Here is a 24625-nt window from a genome sequence, read left to right as displayed (position 1 = left end):
TGGGTCCTATGGGAAAGAGGAATTCAATCTTTATATCTTCTTAGTAAATCATTCGTTAAGTTCACGCTATTTGCTACTGTATCGATAATATTAACAGTGCTCTCATTGTTTTTAACCGCTTAATTAAATAGTTTTAATATCAATATAAACATGTTTTCATTAAAAATGAAAAACGTTAGTGAATATTGTCACTAACGTTTCGTGGAGAACATTTATTTTATTGCGCGCATTGGTCTAATTTTACTTTGGCCGGATATTGAGCGACATTTAAATAACTTTCTCCAACCGGAGATGCAGTAATAACTCCGCTAGAATTATTTAAATTATCATTAATACCAGGGCCAATAAATGCGACAATTCCACGGGAAACACCCGCAATTGTTTGTTCACCATTAGGGACATTCATATTATCTGAGCGAATTTGTAAGTTTCTAACACCTGAAAAATCTTTTAATTTTACTTCGATTTTATTCGGTTGTGTTACAGATGGGCTAGATGATATTTTTTTCATTGTTTTATATGGAAGGAATTCATATTCAGAACCTTCACCCAAGAAAAACTGGAAGTAAACTCCCACAGCACTTGTTTTAAAAAATTGAATCTTATTTTCACTGTATGCCGGTGTTGCATTATCAGCCCAACCATAAGGTCTATAGGCTAACTCATAGAGTTTATCTTTATCTGATTCATCACAAACAAATAATACTTTTTCTAAATCAATATGGGTTTGCAGAGATATTTCTTGTGGTGTAACAAGCGTGTCAGCTAAAACTTTTCCAGCTTGTTGGATATTGCTAACAATCATGGGATTTTTTTCACCAGCGTATATTGTTTTATTTTGCAATCCGGAGTTCACAATTTTACAAGCCGCTTGTGCACCAGAAGCAAATAGCAATGATAGCATAATGGTTGCTGAGATTTTCTTAATCATAATTATTCCTTAAATGAGATTTGTTTTTTATTTACATGGCATCTGTAAATTTCAATTTAAAGATAGATGACAGAAATATCTTGCACAAGAAAGTGATTAAATTAAAATTAAATCACCATTATTTTTTATGGTTGGTTTTTTAAATGCTCTTTTTTTCTAAAATAGAGGTTGGGTATAAATTAATTAACCATTTTTGGTTGATATTCCTTATTTGCTGGCATGAATAGAATATAAAACTTGCTCTATAAACTGATAATCAATTTATTCATGGCTTTTTATCTATTTCATTTTTTGAAATGGAAATGTTTTTTTATTTAGTCTATTTAAGTCTTCTATTTTAAATCGCATTATTTTATTTTTAGACGAGAGTTTATTAAATATCGAATTTTAGAGTTCATTGATTAATAGTGAAATCAGACATGTAGCAATGTGTCTTATTAAACTGATATAAGAACGTTAGTCATGCGCTAATACTCGTAGCGTTTAAAAGGAAAAGAAATATTGGCAATACTCTGTATGAGTCACATCGGATATCATTTTTGGCTCAGCGATAAGGCTAATGATCGGCTATCCGAGCAGAAAAGCGTAATACGTCAATTGGCTAAAGTGTGTTGAACTGAAAAAGGCTATTTAAAGATAAAAGTGACTACGCATTTTCTGAAGGGAGAAAATAGGTAATGAGATAATGAAAATTGACATCTACCGATAAATTAAAAATAAGGCAATAAATATATATCACCCAGTAATCACACTAACGTTAAAATAACCGTAAATGGTAACGGCCTATTTTATACGGGGCTGAAACCTAGTTTTATGGCGTGAATTAGCGTAAAGGACCCCTTTGCTAGCCAGCTTGACCTTCAGGAATTTCTTCAATAATAACATCCACATCCTTTACTTCACCATCACGTAAAATTTTTACGGGTACTTTACTGCCAGGGCGAATTTCTGCGACTAAATCCATTGTTTCTGCGGCGGAAACGGCGGGTTTATTATCTACCGATAAAATAATGTCGCCTTGAAGAATCCCCGATTTCGCCGCAGGGCCGTTAGCTGCAACTTGGAATACACGTAGCCCTTTGATTTGGTCAATATTGTTATTGTTAGTTCTAATCTGTGGTAGTTCACGTGCCGTGATCCCAATATAACCACGGATCACACGGCCATCACGGATTAATTTTTCCATTATTTTTGTCGCTAGGGCGGTAGGAATAGCAAAACTTAAACCTTCTGAACTGATCCCTTGGCCCGCACTGAAGGAGAGGGTATTAATACCGACTAATTCCCCTTCTGTATTAATTAAGGCTCCCCCTGAGTTACCTGAATTAATAGAAGCATCCGTTTGTAGAAAGTTTTGACGTCGGGTGGAGCTTAAGCCAACTCGGCCCGTTGCACTGATAATTCCCTGAGTCACTGTTTGCCCTATGTTGTATGGGTTACCAATGGCAAGGACGACATCTCCAACATGGGTGACACGCAATTTATTAATAGGAATGACAGGAAGGTTTTCGGCATCTATTTTGAGTACCGCTAAATCCGTTAATGTATCGGAGCCGACTAATAGAGCATCAAAGATTGAACCATCCTGTAAGGCAACTAGAATTTGATCTGGATTATCAACAACATGTTTATTGGTAATGATATAACCGTTGGCGCTCATAATCACGCCTGAACCCAGTGATTTTAATTCACGGCCTGATTGAGAAAAACTCCCTTTAGAGCTGCTATACACATAAACGACAGCCGGTGCGGCTTTCCGGACGGCTTTATTATAACTGATAGGTTCGTTATCTATTTTACCATAAAGCAAATCAGCTAACCCTTGAGGGCGTAGGGAAGGCACCGCAACAATAAGGATCATCGCGGTTATTAGACCTAGCATTGCTGCCCAGAGAAGCTTTTTCACCATAAGATATCGAGTATTCAACTTGTTGATGTTAGTACAGGGAGATTGAGCATAACATAAAAAAACAGGCACAGCAGTTTGTACTGTACCTGTTTTGATCTTTTACAACAATTTTGTGTTGTGATTAATTTTTCATGAGCAGATAGAGTGTCTCACCACCACGTAAGACTTTCATTGCCAGTACTGGCGGTTTTGCATCAATCACTTTACGGAACTGTTCAATACTTTCAACACGAACGTCGTTCACGCCAAAAATTAAGTCACCTTTAACTAAGCCAACCGCGGCAGCAGGTGATTTTGGTGCGACATTATCAACTTGTACACCTTTAGTGTTGCTAACGGTTGCGTTAGATAGTGTGGCGCCAAGTAATGATTCGCTCAGTTTTTCCGCTTTAGTCGCTTCGCCTTCATTGTTTTCTAAAACAACTTTAACATCCATTGGCTTGCCTGAACGGATCAGACCAATCGTGATTTCTTTACCGATCTGGCTGGTACCAATTTTAGCTCTCAGCTCAGCAAAGCTGTTAATACGCTTACCATCGACAGAGACTAAGACGTCACCTGATTTAATGCCAGCTTTAGCCGCGGAAGACTTAGGCAGAACTTCGCTCACGAATGCACCACGTTGAGCATCAATATTAAAGGCTTTTGCAATATCCGAATTCATTTCGGTACCTTTAATACCTAAAATCCCACGTTTCACCTCGCCGTGCTTAATGAGTTGTTCACTGAGGTTTTTAGCCATATTACTTGGGATTGCGAAACCAATACCAATGTTACCGCCACCCGGTGCTAAAATTGCGGTATTAATACCGATCAGTTCACCATTTAGGTTCACTAAGGCACCACCGGAGTTACCACGGTTGATAGAGGCATCTGTTTGGATAAAGTTTTCTAGACCTTCAAGATTTAAGCCGCTACGTCCAAGTGCTGAAATGATCCCTGAAGTTGCAGTCTGTCCTAGACCAAATGGGTTACCTACGGCAACGGCAAAGTCACCGACGCGTAATTTATCGGAATCGGCCATGCTAACGGCAGTGAGATTTTTAATGTCTTTTGCATTGGTGATTTTTAATAATGCGATATCTGTCTGTGCATCTTTACCGATCAGCTTAACATCGAGCTCACGACCATCATTAAGTTGGATTTGAATTTTATCTGCACCATCAATCACGTGATTATTGGTTAAAATATAACCCTGCGCAGCATCAATGATTACACCAGAACCTAACCCTTCAAATGGTCTAACACTTTGCTGTTGTGAAGGGATGTTCGGGCCAAAGAAGAATTTTAATTCTTCTGGGATTTGTTGGTTTTGAACACGTGTACCAGAAACATGAATGTTGACGACAGCAGGGAGCACTTTTTCAAGCATTGGTGCTAAGCTTGGCATATTTTGGCTCTGTGCCGTGGCTGGTAATGTTGCAGGTAAAGCCGCACTGCTAATCGAAGGTAAAATTGACAGGGATAACCCTAGGCTCATTGCGACCGCAGTGAGAAAGAAATTTTTTCTTTTCATCATTCCGTAGATTCTCTCAAGAATAAAATTTATCAGGTAGCAGCAATGCTGCACTCATCACGATATTTTTCTCATATCAGATTTGATTTTACTGATAGCTATGACTATGGATTATGCGCAAAAGTTCATACAACAGGTAGCAAATATCCACTCTTTTACATCTATTTACATGGATTGTAGATGAAATAGAACTTCTATACAGTTTTGAAATAAAAAGAAATACTTTAAATAAGACGATCTTTTGTCGTGTTGTATTTAACTGACTAGTTAGCAGCAGTAAACTCGCCAGTGCTAACCAAACAAAAAAGGATATGTGGTATTCACCAGTAAATGATTTTACTGGTGAATAAGTTAGCTATATTTCGTGTGATAGAGCAATTGAAGGTGTCGAACCACCTTCAAGACTCATTATTTTTCTTCATTCTGATTCACGAACCATTTAGATGATATATGAATAATTACTTTTCTTTTTCATCTAAAGGGCGGAACAGGCCAGAAGCACCATCTGAATAATCTCTCGGTGGCATTTTTACTGGCGCCTGATCATTATCAGCTTCTGATTCCGTTAAGCGATAATTGAACGGATTATCTTGAGCGGGCATATCTGGCATTAACTCTGAGGAGCTTTGTGCCATATGTTGATATAGCTGACGATAATCACGAGCCATTTTATCAAGTAACTCTGCACTGCGAGCAAAATGGCTGACGAGCTCCTTACGGTACTCTTCTAGCTCAGTGTTTTTCTTGTCTAATTCAGCTTGTGCTGTCTTTTGTTGGCGAAGTTTTGGGTTACCATAACGGACGACTAAGGCGCCGATAATGAAACCGATAACTAGTCCAATTAGTGCATACTCCCAGGTCATGCTGACTCCTTCGTTTACTTCACTGTTCGCAGAAATTAAGCTTATCCATCTATTACTATACTCTAAATCATTCGAGGTGCAGCGAGGCGACAAGTGAATAAGTCGCTAAGAGTATAGATAATGCTATGACGAGTCTGAATAAATGTCGTCAATAACGCTGCAACTTGAAGTATAACGAGTAAATTCCGGTTAATCACTAAAGAGTGGAATACTAAGACGAAATTCCTTACTCCTCTAACATTCGTTAACTAGACGTTAAATAATAAATGAATCTGGTTATAATAAGGGCAGTGTATACCATATAACGGTAAAAAAACCGAAAATTTTTCAAGGATTATTCAGTTAATGTCACCGATAACCCCGATTATGCGTTATCAACAGGCTCTTGCTGAAGGTAACTATCAGCCTGATGACGTACAAAGACGTGCAGTAGAGCGTCTAAATGAAATTTATCAGCAGTTGATCTCGACATCCTCTTTAAATGAACACAATGAGAAGCCTTCAGGCCTAAAAATGCGTTTAGGGCGCTTATTGGGCAAAAAACACACCTCAACGATCGAGCCTGTAAAAGGACTATACATGTGGGGTGGCGTGGGGCGAGGAAAAACCTGGCTGATGGATATGTTCTATGAAAGCTTGCCAGGAAATAGAAAACTCCGTTTGCACTTTCATCGCTTTATGAAAAAGGTCCAAGACGACCTGATGGCTTTACAAGGTCAAGAAAACCCATTGGATATTATTGCTGATGAATTTAAAAAGCAGACAGATGTCCTGTGTTTTGATGAGTTCTTTGTGTCTGATATTACTGATGCAATGATTTTAGGCACTTTACTGGAAGGCTTATTTGCTCGAGGCATCACCCTAATTGCAACATCCAATATTATCCCAGATGACCTATATCGCAACGGTTTACAACGTGCGAGGTTTTTACCCGCGATAGAGCAGATTAAAAAGTATTGTGAAATTATGAACGTGGATGCTGGGGTTGATTATCGACTAAGAACATTAACTCAAGCCCATCTTTTCTTATCGCCGATTAATGATGAAAGTCGTCAACATCTCAATGAGGTTTTTAACAAACTGGCTGGGAAAAAAGGCGAACAGCAACCGATCTTGGAAGTTAATCATCGTAAAATGCAAGCGATAAACGCCGCAGAAGGGGTGCTGGCAATTAGCTTTAAAGCGTTGTGCGAGGAGCCTCGTAGTCAAAATGATTATATTTATCTCGCCAATTGTTATCACACCGTACTTTTGTATGATGTGCCTGCTTTGGACGGTAAACAAGAGAGTGCGGCGCGGCGTTTTTTAGCGTTAGTGGATGAGTTTTATGAACGAAAAGTGAAGTTAATCATTAATGCGCAAGTGCCTATGGCATCGCTCTATCAAGGTACTTTGCTCACATTTGAATATCAGCGTTGCTTATCTCGTTTACAAGAAATGCAAAGTGAAGAGTATTTGAAGATGCCACATTTGGCTTAAGTCTCATTGGTAGTTTTTGTACAAAAAAACATCTAATATAGACAAGAAGAAAAAAAAGTGTTTTTGGGGTCGATTTTTATTGCTGACTTCTCTATAATCTTGCGACCCCACGTTACAGCGATGTTTTTTATTTCCCAAGAAATATCGCATTAATGCCGGCTAGGCTGCTCGAAGGGGTGGGTTTGCTGGACAAGAGTCGTGTGAACCTCACAAAGCTTATGAACATGAGTGTTCACCAACGTGTAACTTCAATATTGGGTAAGTTTTAATGAAAACTTTTACAGCTAAACCAGAGACCGTAAAACGCGACTGGTACGTTGTTGATGCAGATGGCAAAACTTTAGGTCGTCTTGCAACTGAATTGGCTCGCCGTCTGCGCGGTAAGCATAAAGCGGAATATACTCCGCACGTGGATACTGGTGATTACATCATCGTTCTGAATGCAGAAAAAATTGCTGTTACCGGCAATAAACGCGAAGACAAAATCTACTATCGCCACACTGGTCATGTAGGTGGAATTAAGCAAGCGACTTTCGAAGAAATGATTGCTCGCAGTCCTGAGCGTGTGATTGAAATCGCGGTTAAAGGCATGTTGCCAAAAGGGCCTCTGGGTCGTGCAATGTACCGTAAACTGAAAGTTTACGCAGGTAACGAGCACAACCACGCGGCACAACAACCGCAAGTTCTTGACATTTAATCGGGATTATAGGCAATGGCTGAAAATCAATACTACGGCACTGGTCGCCGCAAAAGCTCTTCCGCTCGTGTCTTCATTAAGCCAGGTAGCGGTAACATCACAATCAATCAGCGTACACTGGAACAGTACTTTGGTCGCGAAACTGCGCGCATGGTCGTTCGTCAGCCGCTAGAGTTGGTTGAAATGTTGGAAAAACTGGATCTGTACATCACTGTAAAAGGTGGCGGTATTTCAGGTCAGGCAGGCGCAATCCGTCACGGTATCACCCGTGCACTGATGGCTTATGATGAGACTCTTCGTTCTGATCTGCGTAAAGCTGGTTTCGTTACCCGTGATGCGCGTTCTGTTGAACGTAAGAAAGTTGGTCTACGTAAAGCACGTCGTCGTCCACAGTTCTCCAAACGTTAATTTATTGCCCTTTGGGCATAAAATTGATGAAAAAACCCGTCTTTATGGCGGGTTTTTTATTGGGCGCAATATATTGTTTGATGTTTATTGATGAGATGCGAGCGGTTTCTTTTATCTGAATTCGCCCTATGGCGCGTGCTGGAAAAGATAAATATCATTGAATTTAATATATTAGTGATAGACTTCAAATTGAATTTTTATTGGAAAATCAATGCACATAATATTTGTGTATTATTATTTGAATAATATACCCAAGTACTCAATGAGTTGTGTTCGAAAACAGGAAATAACCTAGGCTGAACTTCTTTGATATGCAAATTAATAGTATCTAGGTGGCAAGACAAATCGAATGGGTAAAAGCGTTCTTTTTTAAGACATATTATTGTTCATGTTGGCTTTCGTATTGTAAGGTGGGCCAATAAAAATGATCAAAATAAAACTGATTCATTTAATAACGGATTTTTGATGCTGAGATAGTATTAAGTTGATTGCGCTAGTGTAAGAGGTTTTGTCATTGATTTACCTGCCGGTTTAAGTAACTCGTGCCAGACGAGATTTCTATTATTCGAGTGAATCAAGCAGTTCAATCTTCATTAATGTTTATGCAGCGAAAGTGCGCAATACAGAGCCGTCAGCGGGGATAAAAATTTTTGTGGGTATGCGAACGGGTTGCATCATAGGGTTATTACTTGAGAATTCAGAATCGCACCACAAATCATTCGTCTATTGAGGGAAAAACAATCGAAACTGACAGTTTAAACGCCATTTTAAAGTGGAATAGTGTTCGCCTTCCAAGCTTCCCTAAATTAAGCTTTTAGAAACGTTTGTATATTGAATCACTAAGTTGGTCGTTTTATTTGCCATCTTACTTATTTCATGTTCGACTATACAAAATAGATATAACTTACCTTACCAGCATTTTTCTTTATGAGTAGGCGTTAGTTGAGGATTTTTAGGCTGACATTTTTTATTTAAAAAAACATTTTTTAGAGTTAGCTCTAAGGTTTTTTAACTAGTTTTACATGTATTATTGAATTGATATTCTAATTTTTTGTCTTTTATCTACTTTAAACTACATTTAGTTATGATTTTCTCATCTACGTCCCCCTAAGTTGTACAAAATCTGCTAGAATATGCGACTGCTTTTTATTTTCTTATTTCTCGCTGCACTACAGCGAGAGGGTTGTGCTGACTTTCTATATGGATAAATGAGAGCTTTGGCACAGGGGATTGTAAAATGGGCGGGCTCGTAATTATTCAAAAACTTATTACAGTTTAGTTCATTTTTATTCAACTTGGAGGTTTTAATGGCTGTCGCTCCTAACAAACGTTCGGTAATGACATTATTTTCAGGCCCAACCGACATTTTTAGTCATCAAGTTCGTATCGTTTTGGCTGAAAAAGGGGTTAGCGTTGAGATTGAGCATGTCGAACCTGGTCATCTGCCTCAAGATCTGATCGATCTAAACCCATATCAGAGTGTACCTACTCTTGTTGACCGTGATCTGACCCTATATGACCCACATATTATCATGGAATACTTAGATGAGCGTTTTCCTCATCCTCCTCTCATGCCTGTTTATCCAGTTGCTCGTGGTACAAGTCGCCAACTGATGCACCGCATTGAAAAAGACTGGTATTCTCTGATGTACAAAATTGAAAAGGGAACGGCACAGGAAGCGGATAACGCACGTCGTCAGTTAGCAGAAGAGCTGATTGCGGTATCACCTGTTTTTGCTGAAATGCCTTTCTTTATGAGTGAAGAATTCAGCTTGGTTGATTGCTACTTAGCCCCGCTGTTGTGGCGTTTACCTGTACTAGGTATCGAACTCAAACCATCAAGCAGCAAACATCTGCAAATGTACATGCAACGTGTTTTTGAACGTGATGCATTCTTAGCTTCACTGACTGAGTTAGAACGCGAAATGCGTCTTTCGGCACGAGGCTAAGTGGCATGATGGAAATGGCGCCAATGACACCGAGACGCCCTTATCTATTACGTGCGCATTACGAGTGGCTGCTTGATAATGATATGACGCCCCATTTGGTTGTGGATGTCACTGTGCCAAATATCAATGTGCCAATGGAATTTGCTCGCGATGGGCAAATTGTATTGAATATAGCACCGCGCGCAGTAGGTAACTTTGAGATTACGAATGATGAAGTACGCTTCAGTGCGCGCTTTGGTGGTGTACCTCGTCAAGTATATGTGCCAATGGCCGCGATTATCGCAATCTACTCCCGTGAAAATGGCGCTGGGATGATGTTTGAACCGGAAGCCGCCTATGAAGAACAGTTATCAGCTGATCTTGAAGGGATTGAAGAAAACCCTGCGGATAACATCACGTTGGTCCATGAATCAGACCCAACAAGTGAGCACTCGTCATCTTCAGATGATGAGCCTACGCCACCCCCTAAAGGTAGGCCATCACTCAGAGTCATTAAGTAATTCGTAAAGTATATCGATCAAAAAACAGAGGGTTTCCCCTCTGTTTTTATTTTGCGATCTGTTCGCTGATTAAACGCCCATAAAGCATAAGATACCATCTGCCGCTTTGCGCCCTTCAGCAATTGCCGTCACCACTAAATCAGAACCGCGAACAATATCTCCCCCAGCAAAAATTTTGGGGTTTGATGTTTGGTAAGCTAACAGCTCATCACTGCTTGCAATGATCCGCCCCTGAGCGTCTAGCTGCACATTATGCTCTGCTAGCCAAGGCATGGCATGTGGGCGGAAGCCGAATGCCGTGATCACCGCATCCGCTTGTAATAAGTGTTCAGAACCCTCTATAACCTCTGCTTGAGCGCGTCCATTTCTAGCCTCACTCATCTGTGTTCTGACTACTTTGACTCCACACACATTGCCTTTCTGATCGACTTCAATACTCACCGGTTGTAAATTGAATAAAAATTCAGCCCCTTCTTCTCGAGCATTTTTCACTTCTCGTGGTGAACCAGGCATACTTGCTTCATCGCGACGATAAGTACAAATCACCTTTTTCGCGCCTTGTCGAATAGCGGTACGCACACAATCCATTGCGGTATCACCGCCACCGAGGACGACAACCTGTTTGTTTTTAAGGTTGACATAAGGTGCATCGGCTGGGTTTTCAAAGCCCATTAATTGGCGAGTGTTGGCAATAAGGTAAGGTAAAGCATCATACACTCCCTTTGCATTCTCATTGGCGAGTTGTCCTTTGGTGGACTGATAAGTTCCTGTACCAATGAATACGGCGTCATATTCAGCAAGTAAATGATTTAATGGCAGGTCTTTACCAATCTCGGTATTGAGTTTGAATTCAATCCCCATTGAGGTAAAGATCTCTCGACGGCGGGTCATAATTTCTTTTTCGAGTTTGAAAGCCGGAATACCGAAGGTCAGTAACCCACCAATTTCAGGATGGCGATCGTACACGGTCGCTTGTACGCCATTGCGAGCTAACACATCGGCACAGGCTAGACCAGCAGGTCCAGCTCCAATAATAGCAACGCGTTTATTCACAGGGACAACATGAGAAAGGTCAGGACGCCAGCCCATTGCAAAGGCGGTATCGTTAATATAACGCTCAATATTACCGATAGTGACAGCGCCAAAGTCATCATTTAAGGTACAGGCACCTTCACATAAACGATCTTGAGGGCACACTCTACCACAAACCTCAGGCAAACTATTGGTTTGATGAGATAGCTCTGCGGCCTCGATAATACGTCCTTCATTGGCAAGCTTGAGCCAATTGGGGATATAGTTATGCACCGGACATTTCCATTCACAGTAAGGATTACCGCATGAAAGGCATCGATCTGCCTGTGTCTGAGCTTGGATCGCGCTAAAAGGCTCGTAGATTTCTACAAATTCAATTTTACGTACATTTAACGTTTTTTTAGGCGGATCAACACGTTGTAAGTCGATAAATTGATAAACATTCTGGCTCATTTTTCTCTCCTTACTGTGCTTGGACGCGTAATTCAGCCGCAGAACGGCTACGGTGGCCTAAGAGTGCATTGATATCGCTTGATTTGGGTTTGACCAAAGTAAAGTGGCAAACCCAATTTTCCCAATCCGCGAGAATGGCTTCACCGCGCGCTGATTGCGTCAAACGGACATGTTCAGTAATTAATCCACGCAGATGTTCAGCGTGAATTGGGTAATCATTGACTGACAGTAGTTCCACCATCTCATTGTTGACCCGGCGTGAGAAGTGAGATTCTTCATCAAGCACATAAGCAAAGCCCCCCGTCATACCTGCACCAAAGTTGATCCCCGTACTGCCAAGGACACACACTATCCCACCTGTCATATATTCGCAGCCATTATCACCAATTCCCTCAATAATCGCCGTTGCGCCTGAGTTACGGACCGCGAAACGCTCACCCGCAAGGCCTGCTGCATAGAGTTTACCGCCTGTTGCACCATATAAACAGGTGTTACCAGCAATAGTGGTTTTATGGGTCGCAAATGAAGAGCCCACTGGTGGACGGATAGCGATAACGCCTCCTGTCATCCCTTTACCAACATAGTCATTGGCATCACCCGTTAAAATTAATTCCACTCCACCTGCATTCCAGACACCAAAGCTTTGCCCAGCCGTTCCTGTAAAATAGAGCTGTAATGGTGTGGCTGCGAAGCCTTGATCACCGAAGCGACGAGCAATTTCACCAGACAAGGCGGCACCAATTGAACGGTCGGTATTCATGATGTCATAGAAAAAGGTTTTCGATTGCTTCTGAGCCAAATAAGGTTCTGCATCTTGTAAAATGCGTTGATTCAGTAAGCCTTCATCAAATGGAGGATTAGTTTCTGTACAAAAAACGGCTTTCTCTGGCTGCGGTTCGCTCGTTTCTAACAAACTTTGCAGATTAACTCGGTTTTGTTTAGCGGTCGTTCCTTCAATAATCTCGAGTAAATCGGTACGACCAATGAGATCGGTGAGTTTAGTGACGCCTAATGCCGCCATCAGTTCACGCGTTTCTCTGGCAATAAATCGAAAGTAATTGATAACACGTTCTGGTAAACCATGGTAATGATGTTGTCTTAATGTTTCATCTTGTGTTGCAACACCCGTTGCACAGTTATTGAGATGGCATATGCGTAGATATTTGCACCCAAGGGCAACCATTGGGCCGGTACCAAAGCCAAAGCTTTCAGCACCTAGTATTGCCGCTTTGATGATGTCTAGGCCTGTTTTGAGACCGCCGTCCGTTTGTAAACGAATTTTATGGCGCAAACCATTGGCGACAAGTGCTTGTTGAGTTTCAACAAGGCCTAATTCCCATGGGCATCCCGCGTACTTCACTGAGCTAATAGGGCTAGCACCTGTGCCTCCATCATATCCCGCAATGGTAATTAAATCGGCATAGGCTTTTGCAACACCGGTTGCGATAGTACCAACACCGGGTTCTGAAACCAATTTAACGGAAATCAAAGCATGTGGGTTAACTTGTTTAAGGTCAAAAATCAGTTGTGCCAAATCTTCAATCGAATAAATATCGTGATGTGGTGGTGGGGAGATCAGTGTAACGCCCGGCACGGAATAGCGTAAACGTGCGATATATGGCGTGACTTTATCTCCGGGGAGCTGGCCGCCTTCACCCGGCTTAGCCCCTTGAGCGACCTTGATCTGGATAACATCAGCATTGACCAAATACGCAGGCGTTACACCGAAACGTCCTGAGGCAACTTGTTTTATTCGAGAACGTTTTTGTGTGCCATAACGCGCAGGATCTTCACCTCCTTCGCCAGAGTTTGAAAAACCGCCCAATGTATTCATCGCAATCGCGAGGGCTTCATGGGCTTCTGGGCTCAATGCACCGATCGACATGGCGGCAGTATCAAAGCGAGAAAATAGTGCTTCTTCAGGTTCAACATCGGCTAAGGAAATGGCTTTATTTGTCAATTTTAATGCTAACAAATCACGAAACGTCGCCGTAGGGCGATTGTTCACGAGCTGAGCATATTTTTGGTAATCATCATAATTGCCGCTGTGCACTGCATTTTGCAGGGTTTTGACAACATCTGGGTTGTAGGCATGATATTCCCCATTATGCATATATTTGAGCAAGCCACCTTGTTCTATCGGTAGACGGGGTAACCATGCTTTACGAGATAAATTAAATAGATCTAACTCAAAGTCACTAAAATTAGCCCCGCTGACGCGGCTAACGACACCCTCGAAACACAGTTGAGTCACTTCTTCATGTAAGCCCACAGCTTCAAATAATTTCGCGCAACGGTATGAGGCGATTGTCGAAATACCCATTTTCGACATAATTTTATATAACCCTTTATTGATGCCGTTACGATAATTCAATAACACTTTGCCAAGTGGTTTATCAAAAAGTTGGCTTTCAGACATAGCAGCCAGCGACTCGTAGGCTAAATAAGGATAAATCGCTGTCGCGCCAAAACCTAACAAAACGGCAAAGTGATGTGGATCTCTGGCACTTGCTGTTTCAATGATTAAGTTAGCATCACATCGTAAATTATTTTCGACTAAGCAGCGTTGGACCGCACCGACTGCCATCGCGGCAGGAATAGGGAGGCGCTCCGGAGAAATATTTCGATCAGAAAGTACGAGTAAAACAGCACCGTCGAGAATTTTTTGTTGGGCTTCTTGGCAAAGATTTTCAATAGCTTGTTTTAATGAGTGGGTTGACGATGCGTAAGTCATGTCGATAGTCTGTGTTTGATAATAGCGGCTATCTTGTTGACATAACTGTTGGAAATCAGAGTAGAGCAAAATAGGTGACTTGAAACTCAATCGATGAGCCTGCCCTTCAGCTTCGCAAAATACATTCATTTCTCGCCCAATACAGGTGGCGAGTGACATGACGTGAGCTTCCCTCAGCGGATCAATCGGTGGGTTTGTGACCTGTGCAAACATTTGACGGAAATAGTCATAGAGAATACGTGGTCGCTGTGACAATACCGCAAATGGAGTATCATCCCCCATTGAACCCGTCGCTTCTTGACCATTTTCACCAAGCACACGAATAACTTGTTCTAATTCTTCGCTCGTATAGGCAAATTGCTTTTGATAGGTTGCCAGCGTTTGATTATCCATTGAGCGCTGACCAACGGTATCTTGTTGTTGCTCCATCGCTTCAAAAGGAATTAAGCGAATCACATTTTTTTCAAGCCATTGCTTATAGGGGTGGCGGCTTTTTAAGTCGTTATCGGTCTCTGCACTCTGTAAGATGCGGCCTTCTTGAGTATCGATAAGCATTAATTCACCGGGGCCAACACGCCCTTTTTCAACGACTTCATCGGGTTGGTAATCCCAAATACCGACTTCCGATGCACAGGTGATCAATTTATCTTTAGTAATAACGTAGCGTGCTGGACGTAAGCCATTTCTATCAAGATTACAGGCAGCGTAGCGCCCATCGGACATGACGAGTCCTGCTGGGCCATCCCAAGGTTCCATATGCATGGAGTTAAAATCAAAGAAGGCTTTGAGGTCTTCATCCATATCAGGATTATTTTGCCAAGCCGGAGGTACTAGTAAACGAATCGCCCGAATCAAATCCATCCCACCATTGAGTAACAACTCCAGCATATTATCTAGGGAGCTAGAATCGGATCCTGTTTCATTAACAAAAGGTGCCGCTGACTGCAAATCAGGGATAAGGGGAGTTCGAAATTTATATGAACGTGCTCTAGCCCACTGGCGGTTACCCGTGATCGTATTTATTTCACCATTATGAGCTAAAAAGCGGAATGGTTGCGCTAATGGCCAGCGTGGTATCGTATTGGTTGAAAAACGCTGATGGAACAGGCAAATAGCGGATTCCATGCGTAAATCAGCAAGATCAGGGAAAAAGCGTGGTAAATCGGTGGCCATACATAGCCCTTTATAAACCGTCACAAGGTTAGAGAGGCTACAGATGTAAAAATCACTATCGGTAATACGTTTTTCGATACGACGACGGGCGATGAATAAACGTCTTTCGAGATCTCGAGGGCGCCAGCCTGCGGGCGCATTGATAAAGAGTTGTTCAATCTTAGGGAGACTTGCGAGGGCAATACTACCGAGAATTTCACGGTTAATAGGTACTTCACGCCAGCCAACAATCGCTAGAGTTTCATCTAAGATCTCTTCTTCAACAATACGCCGGCAGTCAGCGGCAATCGCGTCATCTTGACTTAAAAAGATCATACCAACAGCATAATTGCGTGCTAAGCGCCAACCCTGATCCTGTGCAACTAAATGAAAAAAACGGTCGGGTTTTTGCAATAGCAATCCACATCCATCGCCCGTTTTACCGTCGGCAAGGATCGCTCCACGATGCTGCATTCTTGCAAGTGCGTGGATTGCTGTTCTGACGATTTTATGGCTAGGCTCACCTTCAATATGAGCGATAAGGCCGAAGCCACAATTGTCTTTTTCTAATCTTTTATCGTACAGCATAGATTCTCCGTCGTCTTTCGTACTACAACGTTGTTACCTGCGTTTTGCTCCCTAGTCAGCTTGAACTGTGTCTAAGGATTCATTCTCCTATCGCCGAGTTGTAGTGTGAAATACAGGGAAGAAGAGTCCTGTAACGACCATAACTACAACTGTTTTAGCGTACTTCTTTGCTCAATCATTACAAATCTAATAAATTCAAATGGTTAGTTTCTATAAGTAGAACGAACTCATTGTTTTTAATTTACTCATTTATTATTTATTCATTATTTTTAGTGGCTAATCTTCTGCGCACACCAAATGACAGCGTCAGTAATTCGCTGTTTTCATTATTAATAAAAATAAACAGTGTATGAGGGTAATCGTTATGTATACGTCATCAGATGAGAGGGCGGACACGGTAAGGTTTTAAATTAGCGAGATTCTTTTTCTAGGTCAAATAGCGCGTAAATAACATTATTTGCGATATAAAATAATGTTATTTAATTGATTAAGAAGAAAAAAGTTACCAAAAATGCTTTTGTGACGCAGGTCTTGTTTTTGTAAATGCTGTGATATACATCACTAATAAGTGCGCTTTTTGGTCGCAACTCTATCGGGTTTTACTTATTAGGTAATGATATGTTTTTAATTTTTAAATTTATCTGGTTTTTTGCTCTGTTTTTTGTCGTTTTATAAAATTAATAAGATAACGGGAAATCATCATAAATACTTATGGTTTTGAAAAATAAAGTTTATTTTTCATTTTTAGTGCTATTTTGGCTTGATTATATTAAATATTACATTATTTTATTTGGTAATAATAAAGCGATGACCATAAAGATTTCACCGAGTACGGTGAAATATCGTGTCGATAAAAACACTTAAGATTAATGAGCCGGATCGACATTTTTTACCAACAATGAATCGAATGTGCCTCATTTGATATATGATTCAGTGAGTATCATATTAAGGGGTGGTTATGAAAGTACTTCGCGGTCTTGCGCAATATTATGTCGATCTCATGATGAAGCTAGGGCTAGTTAGGTTTTCTCTCCTGCTTGCATCTGCGTTAGTCGTTCTGGCGATGATAATGCAAATGGCAGTAACTATTGTGTTACGTGGGCAGGTCGATAGTCTCGATCTCGTCGGTTCTATTTTCTTTGGCTTAATTATTACGCCTCTGGCTGTTTATTTTTTATCTGTTGTTGTTGAACAGCTGGAAGAGTCACGACAACGCCTCTCTCGCATGGTTGATAAGTTGGAGGTGATGCGTAAGCGTGATGCAGAACTAAATAGTCAATTACAAGGCAATATTGAGCAGCTAAATCAGGAAATTATTGAGCGTGAAAGGGCAGAAAGAGCCCACCTTGAGTTGCTTGAGCAATTAAAACAAGAAATGAAGCATCGCGAGCAAACTCAAATTGAGCTTGAACAGCAATCTGTGCTGTTACGCTCATTCCTTGATGCCTCACCTGACTTGGTTTATTACCGCAATGAGAATAACGAGTTTTCAGGGTGTAACCGAGCCATGGAGTTACTCACAGGTAAGAGTGAAAAACACCTCGTTGGTTTAACGCCGATGGATATCTATGATATTGAAATCGCCTCAAAAGTTATGGAAACCGATGAAAAGGTTTTCCGTCACAATGTCTCGCTTACCTATGAACAATGGCTTGTTTATCCTGATGGTAGAAAAGCGTGTTTCGAGCTACGTAAAGTTCCTTTCTATGACAGAGTGGGTAAACGACACGGTTTGATGGGCTTTGGTCGAGATATTACGGAACGTAAGCGTTATCAAGAGGCTTTAGAGAACGCAAGTAGGGATAAAACAACGTTTATTTCTACAATCAGCCATGAATTACGTACACCACTTAATGGTATTGTTGGGCTGAGTCGTATTCTATTAGATACCGACCTAACAGCCGAACAAATGAATTACCTAAAAACGATTCATGTCAGTGCAGTCACATTGGGGAATATTTTCAATGATGTGATTGAAATGGATAAAATTGAGCGTCGTAAGGTACAACTGGATAACCAGCCTGTCGTATTACCGCAATTTGTTAATGATTTAGAAAACCTTAGTGGCTTGTTAGTGCAACCGAAAGGCTTGAGATTTGTGATGGATGTTGCGACAGGCCTACCAGAGACAGTGCTGACAGATGGCACACGACTTCGTCAAATTCTATGGAATTTAATTGGCAACGCCGTCAAATTCACGCAGCAAGGTGAGGTTAAATTAAGCATCTGGCGAGAAGGAGAAGACAAACTGTTTTTCAGTGTGCAAGACAGTGGTATTGGTATTCCGAAAGACGAACTCGATAAAATTTTTGCGATGTATTATCAAGTGACCGATAGCGCTGGTGGTAAACCTGCAACAGGAACTGGCATCGGTTTATCGGTATCGCGTCGTTTAGCCCAAAACATGGGGGGAGATATTCAGGTTGAAAGTGAAATAGGCAAAGGTTCAACCTTTACGCTTTCGATCGTTGCCCCTGTTGTTGAAGAAGAAGTTATCGATTCTCAAGAAAGTGATGATGACTATCCATTACCAGCCTTGCATATTTTGCTGGTGGAAGATATTGAACTCAATGTGGTTGTGGCGTGCTCTGTGCTAGAAAAATTGGGTAACACCGTTGATGTCGCAATGAATGGCAAAGAGGCGTTAGCGATGTTCACCCCTGGTGAATACGATTTAGTGTTGCTGGATATTCAGCTCCCTGATATGACTGGAATTGATATCGCACAACAATTAAACCAGCGTTATCGCAAAGACGAACTTCCTCCGCTCATTGCACTGACTGCAAATGTTCTAAAAGATAAGAAAGAGTATTTCGACGCAGGAATGGATGGCGTTTTAAGTAAACCACTAGCGGTATCCGCCCTTAAACAGGTCATAGAGCAATACTGGGGTGAGAATACCAACGAAACGCCTCAGGATGGCGTACAAAGCGTTTCTAGCGATACCGATGAGTCAGTACTCGATTGCGAAATGCTAGAACAATACTTGTCGTTGATCGGTCCGAAGGTCATTTACGATGGCCTTGAAGTCTTTGAAAAAATGATACCGGGATATTTGGCTATTTTAGATTCCAATATGGTGGCTAAAGATCAGAAAGGTATCGTTGAAGAGGCGCATAAAATTAAAGGGGCAGCCGGTTCTGTCGGATTGAAGAACCTACAAAACATCGCCCAGCAGATCCAATCACCTGAACTTCCTGCTTGGTGGGATAATGTACAAGAGTGGGTTGATGAATTAAAGCAAGATTGGAAGTCGGATATAGAAACTTTAAGAAACTACGTTGATAGACGTACAAAAAAATAACCCCAACCGAAGTTGGGGTGCGCGAATACTGCGCCAACACCAGGGAAATCGTTGATCTACCTATGGTTTTCTTTTTGGGCAGACCTTTAAAATTTGATTACTGCTCAAGGGAATAATACCAAGATACCAAATATTAGCGATTTTGTTACAAGATTCATTAAAATCTGTGATGAAGATTGATGTTTATTCCCTTTTCGCGGTTCAGTGATAATTTACTACAAATGGAGCAAGATATGAAATCAATTGCGGTTATTTTAAGTGGATGCGGTGTTTTTGATGGAAGCGAGATTCATGAGTCAGTGTTAACTATGCTTGCTTTGAGTAAAAAAAATGCTGAAGTTCATTTTTTTGCACCAAATGAATCTCAACCTACTGTAATAAATCACATTACTGGTGAATTGAAAAAGGATAATCGTAATCAAATGGAGGAAGCTGCACGTATTTCTCGTGGGAAAATAGCGCCTTTATCCTCTGCTGACGCAAATAAGCTGGATGCCCTCATAATTCCTGGTGGTTTTGGTGCGGCAAAGAATTTATGTGATTTTGCGGTTAAAGGAAGTGACTGTGAAATTAATAAAGAACTATTAAGTTTAGTCCAACAAATGTACCAGCAGAAAAAGCCTCTAGGTCTGATGTGCATAGCACCGGTCATGCTTCCTAAGCTCCTCAATACTTCAGTTGAATTAACAATTGGTAATGATAAGGAAACGATTGCTCAGATCGAAAAGATGGGGGGTAAACACATTACCTGCACAGTGGATAATATTGTAGTCGATCATGCTAATAAAGTTGTTACGACTCCCGCTTATATGCTGGCTCAATCAATCTCCGAGGCTGAAGTCGGTATTAATAAGCTCGTTGAGAAAGTATTAGAAATGGCATAATTGACTCGATGAGCATGATAATTTCTCGATTATGGCGCTGGTTACGGAAAGTTTTGCTTTCGCTAGTCGCGGTTTGGTTTTTGACTGTGATTGCGTTTAAATTCGTGCCAGTGCCATTTTCTGCTGTCATGGTAGAAAGGCAATTATCCGCATGGATAAACTTAAATTTTTCTTATGTTTCTCGTTCGGAATGGGTTGATGAAAATCACATTTCTCCTTACTTATATTTGGCTGTTATAGCAGCAGAAGATCAAAATTTTCCTCATCACTGGGGTTTTGATCTTGAAGCTATAGAGAAGGCTTATAAGCATAATATGAGTAAAAAAAACACAATTCGAGGGGCTTCAACTATCTCTCAACAGACAGTAAAAAACTTGTGGTTATGGGATGGAAGAAGCTGGATAAGAAAAGGCCTTGAAACATTGATGACTCCTATTATGGAGCTTATGTGGTCAAAAACAAGAATATTGACTGTTTATTTAAACATAGTTGAGTTTGATGAGGGGGTTTTTGGGGTTGAAGAGGCATCAAAAAAATTCTTTAAAAAGTCAGCAAATCAACTAACTATGGAAGAAGCTGCACTATTAGTGGCTGTTTTGCCGAATCCTCACAGGTTTAAGGTAAAATCACCCTCTTCATATGTGTTAAAGAGACAGGCTTGGATCTTGAATCAGATGTACCTTCTTGGGGGTAGGAATTATCTGAAAAATAATACCATCGGTCCTGACGAATAAAAAAGTCATGAATTTTCATTCATGACTTTTCTTTTTATAACAATATATTATTGTTTATGATTAATTGAGATAGGTGAAAGCGGTCGTGACACGACGAACACCTTCTGTTTCACTGGCGATTTTTGCCGCAGCATCCCCTTCTTGTTTGGTTAAAATACCCAATAAGAAGACTTCACCATTTTCAGTAATCACTTTCACGCTGGATGACTTCACAGCATCACTGGTGAGGATCTTTGATTTCACTTTCGTTGTCAGCCAAGTATCTTTTGACGCGGTGCCTAAATCAACAGGTTCACCTTGACGAACTTCATTATAGACAGCGTTAGTTCCTTCAACATTTGCTGCTATTTGTTTTGCTCGCTCAGCCCAAGATAAATCAGGGCTTTGACCTGTCAGCAAAACATTTCCTTTATAAGCGGTCGCAATAATGCGAGCTTTGCCTGTTATGTCTTTATCTTTATTCAATTGGCCGCTGACGCGCGCTTCTAACGTACCATCATCAACTTGTTGGCCGACAGAACGTGGGTCAGTTGCGCTTTTTGTCGCAACTGCAGCAGAACCGACAACGGCAGCGCCGATACAGCCTTGTAGCATTGTCATACTAAGAATAATGGCTACTATTGGGAGTAATCGCATTTTTGCTCCTTAATCATCCTGATGAGGGAAAAGTGTATTATCGATGAGATCACAAAGACAATTCACCGTAAGAAGATGAACCTCTTGGATTCTGACACTACGTTGTGATGGTATACGTATTTCAACATCTTGTGGTCCCAAGAGACCCGCAAGTTCGCCGCCATCATAACCTGTCAGAGCAACAATTGTCATATCACGAGTGACAGCAGCTTCAACGGCTTTGATAATATCACTGCTATTACCATGTGTTGAGATAGCCATTAAAACATCACCATGCTGACCGAGTGCTCTCACCTGTTTAGCATAGATTTCAGTGGGTTGTTTGCTACCGGAAATGGCCGTTAACACTGCATTATCTGTATTGAGAGCGAGTGCGGGTAGGCTTGGACGCTCAGTTTCAAATCGGTGGATCATGCTAGTCGCAAAGCGTTGCGCTGTTGCGGCAGAAGCCCCATTTCCACAACATAAAATTTTGTTACCGTTTAGCAGTGATTGAACCATCATCATTGCTGCGCGTGATATAGCATCGGGCAGCGCTTCTGCTGCTGCTATCTGAGTTTGAATACTTTCTGTAAAACAGACTTTAATTCTATCCAGCACTTGCTTATTTTCCTGTGAAATTAACCAACATGTTCACTATCGTTAAAGGCATTCTGTATCCATTCAAACTGACGATCAGTAATCGCACAGATATCAAAACGACATGCAGTAGTTTCGAAGCTTTCTTGTTTTTCGGCAAGCCAATATTTAGCAGCAGCAATCAGTTTCCTGCGTTTGCATCTATCGATTGATAAGAGTGCGCCACCATATCGTTTGTCTTGACGAAAACGTACTTCAACAAATACCCAACCAGTATCATCGCGCATAATTAGGTCGATTTCACCATGGCGATTTCTGGCATTTCGCTCAACAAATGTTAACCCCTGTTGTTGCAGGAAGGCCTGTACTTGACTTTCATAGTACCGACCAGCTAACCATTTTAATGTTTTTTTGAGAGGTTGCATGACGTCCTTGTCTTAAAGTTGGGCAATCATCCTAATTGCACGGCAAGATTATCTTGCTAATTTGATTTGTCCTTGGTTGAACTGTAGCCAAGGAAGGTCGCGGTAAACAACACAGTTTTCTCCCACACTCAAAGTACCTGATGCACCTTGTAGACGGAATTGGGCATTTTGTTGTAGTTGATCGTAGTTATTCGCTAGCGACCAAGCATCGATACCTAACGCATAGAGGCGCAACAACGAATAATCATTATTTATCTTTTGTTGGGCCTGTTTGCGTAAATTGTTATTTGCACCAGCTAATAATGGAATATCACTGAATTTTAAGCCTTCCATTTCGAAACGAAAATCAGCGCCATTGCCGGCTTGGTTACTGCGTGAACTTGCATATAGGGCTGGGCGTTGACGGCTACTAATCGCCATTTCAATCATCGGCTTGATCAAGGTTAGCTCATCACGAGTAGCAACAATATAGACCGCATCGATAGAATTAGAGGAACTCATTTGAGGCTCTGGTTGTGAAAGCTCAGGATAGTTTTGCCCATCAATCGATTTTGCTGCAACTGGGGGATTGACGACGACAGGTGTACCGGTCATACGAATCCCCGCGCCTCGGTTAATCGACTCTTTCAGCGAGGCCACAGAACCAAAAGATTGTTTAAGGACGGTAGACCCCCCTTTTGATTGCCACTCTTCAGCAAATGCTTTGGCAATACGTTCACCGAAGGCATTGTTCGGCACTAAAATTAATGGCGCTCGTTTACCCTCCGCCATGATATGTGCCGCGGCATTCTTAGCTTCATCTTCAGGAGACAGTGAAAAATAGCAAAGGTTGGGGCGGGGCTGCAATTTATCGGCATCTAACTCATTCAGTGTTAGGACACTTAACGGCGAACCTGCTTGTGCAATCGCCTGTACTTCAGGTTTCAATAACGGGCCTACCACTAAAGTAAAGCCTTCACTTTGGGCTTGTTGCAACAACTGAGAGATTTGCTTTCCATTGGTATCAAATACTTTGATACTTTGGGAATTGGTTGGTGTAGCTGCAATACTCAAAGACGGGTTAACGATATCAGCATCATTGGTTGCATTATCATTACCTGTTGCCGCGGCCACCTCAGCGTAAATTTGCTCTAATACATCATTATGACTACTTTGCTCAGGCGTTGGTGCTGTATTTGACGTTGCAGCCGGCGCTTGTGGTAAACCTTTTTGTGCATCCATGAAGCCTTTCATGATAGCTTCACCGAAAACTTTTCCTTGACCACTCACTGGCAGAAAAAGGGCTATTTTAGGGTTTTTACCGACAGGTGGCTGCATGGATTGTAGCAGTTGGCTAGGCGGTGTTTGTGCTGCTGGGTGATTTGGATAGCGAATTTTCCAATCATCAACACCTGCTTTTAGCGTTGCAACATCATCGCGATTATTGAGATAAATATCGAGTAAATCGACCCAGCCTGCTAAGGTGATTTCGTCAGCGCCAATGCCTTGAATTTGCTCAGGCGTCATTTGTGTTAACATTTGCCATGTGCTATCGATATTGGCTTGGCGGGCTGTTTGTTCGGTCAATAAGGCTTCTTGACCAATATAAGCACGCAGAACATCGCTAGAAGGCTTACCTTGCGCGGAATCAATGATAGACTGATACCGATTTATTTCGGAACTGATTTGTTCCGGTGTCGTTGGGGTAATAGGTGCTTTGTTATCCCCTGTAAGCTGACAGCCTGACAGCATTAAAGCTGATAGCATTGCTGTGCAGATTAACCCTTTTTTTACATGCAAAAAAATTGAAGGACGCATACTGTATCCAGTGGTGTATTTTCAGTTGCTTAATTTTAAACCGGCTATTCGGATG

18 protein-coding genes are annotated in these 24625 nt (G+C 41.4%); 8 read left to right on the top strand and 10 right to left on the bottom strand.

All coding sequences use genetic code 11. From position 1 onward, the window contains the following. Positions 1–217 precede the first annotated feature (217 nt). From P2E05_RS16870 to zapG, 4 genes are all read right to left on the bottom strand, one after another. On the bottom strand, positions 218–931 hold the full coding sequence (locus tag P2E05_RS16870) for a hypothetical protein (protein WP_154624910.1): 714 nt from the start codon (positions 929–931) through the stop codon (positions 218–220). Positions 932–1775: 844 nt separating this feature from the next. Next, the gene (degS, locus tag P2E05_RS16865; RefSeq protein WP_154622912.1) at positions 1776–2840 is read right to left on the bottom strand and encodes an outer membrane-stress sensor serine endopeptidase DegS; all 1065 of its coding nucleotides are present in this window, start codon (positions 2838–2840) and stop codon (positions 1776–1778) included. Positions 2841–2961: 121 nt separating this feature from the next. After that, positions 2962–4356, bottom strand: a complete 1395-nt coding sequence (locus P2E05_RS16860) for a Do family serine endopeptidase (protein WP_167520937.1) — start codon at positions 4354–4356, stop codon at positions 2962–2964. A 458-nt stretch (positions 4357–4814) separates the two neighbouring features. Then, a complete protein-coding gene (zapG, locus tag P2E05_RS16855) occupies positions 4815–5219 on the bottom strand; it encodes a Z-ring associated protein ZapG (RefSeq protein ID WP_154622910.1) in 405 nt (134 codons plus the stop codon). A gap of 345 nt (positions 5220–5564) precedes the next feature. On the opposite strand from zapG, the gene zapE reads away from it, so the two are divergent. From zapE to sspB, 5 genes are all read left to right on the top strand, one after another. Then, a complete protein-coding gene (gene zapE, locus P2E05_RS16850) occupies positions 5565–6698 on the top strand; it encodes a cell division protein ZapE (protein ID WP_163862997.1) in 1134 nt (377 codons plus the stop codon). Positions 6699–6966: 268 nt separating this feature from the next. Next, positions 6967–7395: a 50S ribosomal protein L13 gene (gene rplM / locus P2E05_RS16845; RefSeq protein ID WP_004925433.1), complete on the top strand. Its 429-nt coding sequence runs from the start codon at positions 6967–6969 to the stop codon at positions 7393–7395. A 15-nt stretch (positions 7396–7410) separates the two neighbouring features. Next, on the top strand, positions 7411–7803 hold the full coding sequence (gene rpsI, locus P2E05_RS16840; RefSeq protein WP_004258235.1) for a 30S ribosomal protein S9: 393 nt from the start codon (positions 7411–7413) through the stop codon (positions 7801–7803). A gap of 1307 nt (positions 7804–9110) precedes the next feature. Beyond that, positions 9111–9752 (top strand): stringent starvation protein SspA, encoded by a 642-nt coding sequence (gene sspA / locus P2E05_RS16835; protein WP_154621896.1) that lies wholly within the window; start codon positions 9111–9113, stop codon positions 9750–9752. An 8-nt stretch (positions 9753–9760) separates the two neighbouring features. After that, positions 9761–10252 (top strand): ClpXP protease specificity-enhancing factor, encoded by a 492-nt coding sequence (gene sspB, locus P2E05_RS16830; RefSeq protein ID WP_251465242.1) that lies wholly within the window; start codon positions 9761–9763, stop codon positions 10250–10252. Between the two features lie 69 nt (positions 10253–10321). Here the strand turns inward: sspB and P2E05_RS16825 are convergent, their stop codons facing one another. Both P2E05_RS16825 and gltB read right to left on the bottom strand, forming a co-directional pair. After that, a complete protein-coding gene (locus P2E05_RS16825) occupies positions 10322–11737 on the bottom strand; it encodes an FAD-dependent oxidoreductase (protein ID WP_269723632.1) in 1416 nt (471 codons plus the stop codon). A gap of 10 nt (positions 11738–11747) precedes the next feature. Continuing rightward, the gene (gene gltB / locus P2E05_RS16820) at positions 11748–16211 is read right to left on the bottom strand and encodes a glutamate synthase large subunit (protein ID WP_269723633.1); all 4464 of its coding nucleotides are present in this window, start codon (positions 16209–16211) and stop codon (positions 11748–11750) included. Positions 16212–17169: 958 nt separating this feature from the next. On the opposite strand from gltB, the gene arcB reads away from it, so the two are divergent. The 3 genes from arcB (at position 17170) to mtgA (ending at position 21133) form a co-directional block, all read left to right on the top strand. Beyond that, positions 17170–19515 (top strand): aerobic respiration two-component sensor histidine kinase ArcB, encoded by a 2346-nt coding sequence (arcB, locus tag P2E05_RS16815; protein ID WP_163862993.1) that lies wholly within the window; start codon positions 17170–17172, stop codon positions 19513–19515. Positions 19516–19748: 233 nt separating this feature from the next. Continuing rightward, positions 19749–20399: an isoprenoid biosynthesis glyoxalase ElbB gene (elbB, locus tag P2E05_RS16810; protein ID WP_154621955.1), complete on the top strand. Its 651-nt coding sequence runs from the start codon at positions 19749–19751 to the stop codon at positions 20397–20399. Between the two features lie 8 nt (positions 20400–20407). Next, positions 20408–21133, top strand: coding sequence for a monofunctional biosynthetic peptidoglycan transglycosylase (mtgA, locus tag P2E05_RS16805; RefSeq protein ID WP_272657273.1), 726 nt, complete (start codon positions 20408–20410; stop codon positions 21131–21133). A gap of 60 nt (positions 21134–21193) precedes the next feature. On the opposite strand, the gene dolP is transcribed toward mtgA, so the two are convergent. From dolP to P2E05_RS16785, 4 genes are read right to left on the bottom strand one after another with little or no spacing between them, the layout of a single operon-like run. After that, complete coding sequence (gene dolP / locus P2E05_RS16800; RefSeq protein ID WP_154621957.1) at positions 21194–21769, bottom strand: division/outer membrane stress-associated lipid-binding lipoprotein; 576 nt, start codon at positions 21767–21769, stop codon at positions 21194–21196. 9 nt (positions 21770–21778) lie between these two features. Then, positions 21779–22369 carry a DnaA initiator-associating protein DiaA gene (gene diaA, locus P2E05_RS16795; protein ID WP_070928925.1) on the bottom strand — a complete coding sequence of 197 codons (591 nt, stop codon included), beginning with the start codon at positions 22367–22369 and terminating at the stop codon, positions 21779–21781. A 20-nt stretch (positions 22370–22389) separates the two neighbouring features. Beyond that, positions 22390–22773: a YraN family protein gene (locus P2E05_RS16790; RefSeq protein ID WP_154621958.1), complete on the bottom strand. Its 384-nt coding sequence runs from the start codon at positions 22771–22773 to the stop codon at positions 22390–22392. Positions 22774–22821: 48 nt separating this feature from the next. Then, positions 22822–24570 carry a penicillin-binding protein activator gene (locus P2E05_RS16785; RefSeq protein WP_276122921.1) on the bottom strand — a complete coding sequence of 583 codons (1749 nt, stop codon included), beginning with the start codon at positions 24568–24570 and terminating at the stop codon, positions 22822–22824. Positions 24571–24625: the final 55 nt, after the last annotated feature.

This window comes from Providencia stuartii, from assembly GCF_029277985.1.
In the GTDB taxonomy this organism is placed as follows: Bacteria; Pseudomonadota; Gammaproteobacteria; order Enterobacterales; family Enterobacteriaceae; genus Providencia; species Providencia zhejiangensis.
Note: the sequence above shows the minus strand (reverse complement) of the source record. Positions and strands in the feature narration are given on the sequence as shown.

Coding starts and splice junctions, on each gene's coding strand:
- P2E05_RS16870 (WP_154624910.1), bottom strand. CDS start 931: ATGATTAAGAAAATCTCAGCAACCATTATGCTATCATTGCTATTTGCT.
- degS (WP_154622912.1), bottom strand. CDS start 2,840: ATGGTGAAAAAGCTTCTCTGGGCAGCAATGCTAGGTCTAATAACCGCG.
- P2E05_RS16860 (WP_167520937.1), bottom strand. CDS start 4,356: ATGAAAAGAAAAAATTTCTTTCTCACTGCGGTCGCAATGAGCCTAGGG.
- zapG (WP_154622910.1), bottom strand. CDS start 5,219: ATGACCTGGGAGTATGCACTAATTGGACTAGTTATCGGTTTCATTATC.
- zapE (WP_163862997.1), top strand. CDS start 5,565: ATGTCACCGATAACCCCGATTATGCGTTATCAACAGGCTCTTGCTGAA.
- rplM (WP_004925433.1), top strand. CDS start 6,967: ATGAAAACTTTTACAGCTAAACCAGAGACCGTAAAACGCGACTGGTAC.
- rpsI (WP_004258235.1), top strand. CDS start 7,411: ATGGCTGAAAATCAATACTACGGCACTGGTCGCCGCAAAAGCTCTTCC.
- sspA (WP_154621896.1), top strand. CDS start 9,111: ATGGCTGTCGCTCCTAACAAACGTTCGGTAATGACATTATTTTCAGGC.
- sspB (WP_251465242.1), top strand. CDS start 9,761: ATGGAAATGGCGCCAATGACACCGAGACGCCCTTATCTATTACGTGCG.
- P2E05_RS16825 (WP_269723632.1), bottom strand. CDS start 11,737: ATGAGCCAGAATGTTTATCAATTTATCGACTTACAACGTGTTGATCCG.
- gltB (WP_269723633.1), bottom strand. CDS start 16,211: ATGCTGTACGATAAAAGATTAGAAAAAGACAATTGTGGCTTCGGCCTT.
- arcB (WP_163862993.1), top strand. CDS start 17,170: ATGAAAGTACTTCGCGGTCTTGCGCAATATTATGTCGATCTCATGATG.
- elbB (WP_154621955.1), top strand. CDS start 19,749: ATGAAATCAATTGCGGTTATTTTAAGTGGATGCGGTGTTTTTGATGGA.
- mtgA (WP_272657273.1), top strand. CDS start 20,408: ATGAGCATGATAATTTCTCGATTATGGCGCTGGTTACGGAAAGTTTTG.
- dolP (WP_154621957.1), bottom strand. CDS start 21,769: ATGCGATTACTCCCAATAGTAGCCATTATTCTTAGTATGACAATGCTA.
- P2E05_RS16790 (WP_154621958.1), bottom strand. CDS start 22,773: ATGCAACCTCTCAAAAAAACATTAAAATGGTTAGCTGGTCGGTACTAT.
- P2E05_RS16785 (WP_276122921.1), bottom strand. CDS start 24,570: ATGCGTCCTTCAATTTTTTTGCATGTAAAAAAAGGGTTAATCTGCACA.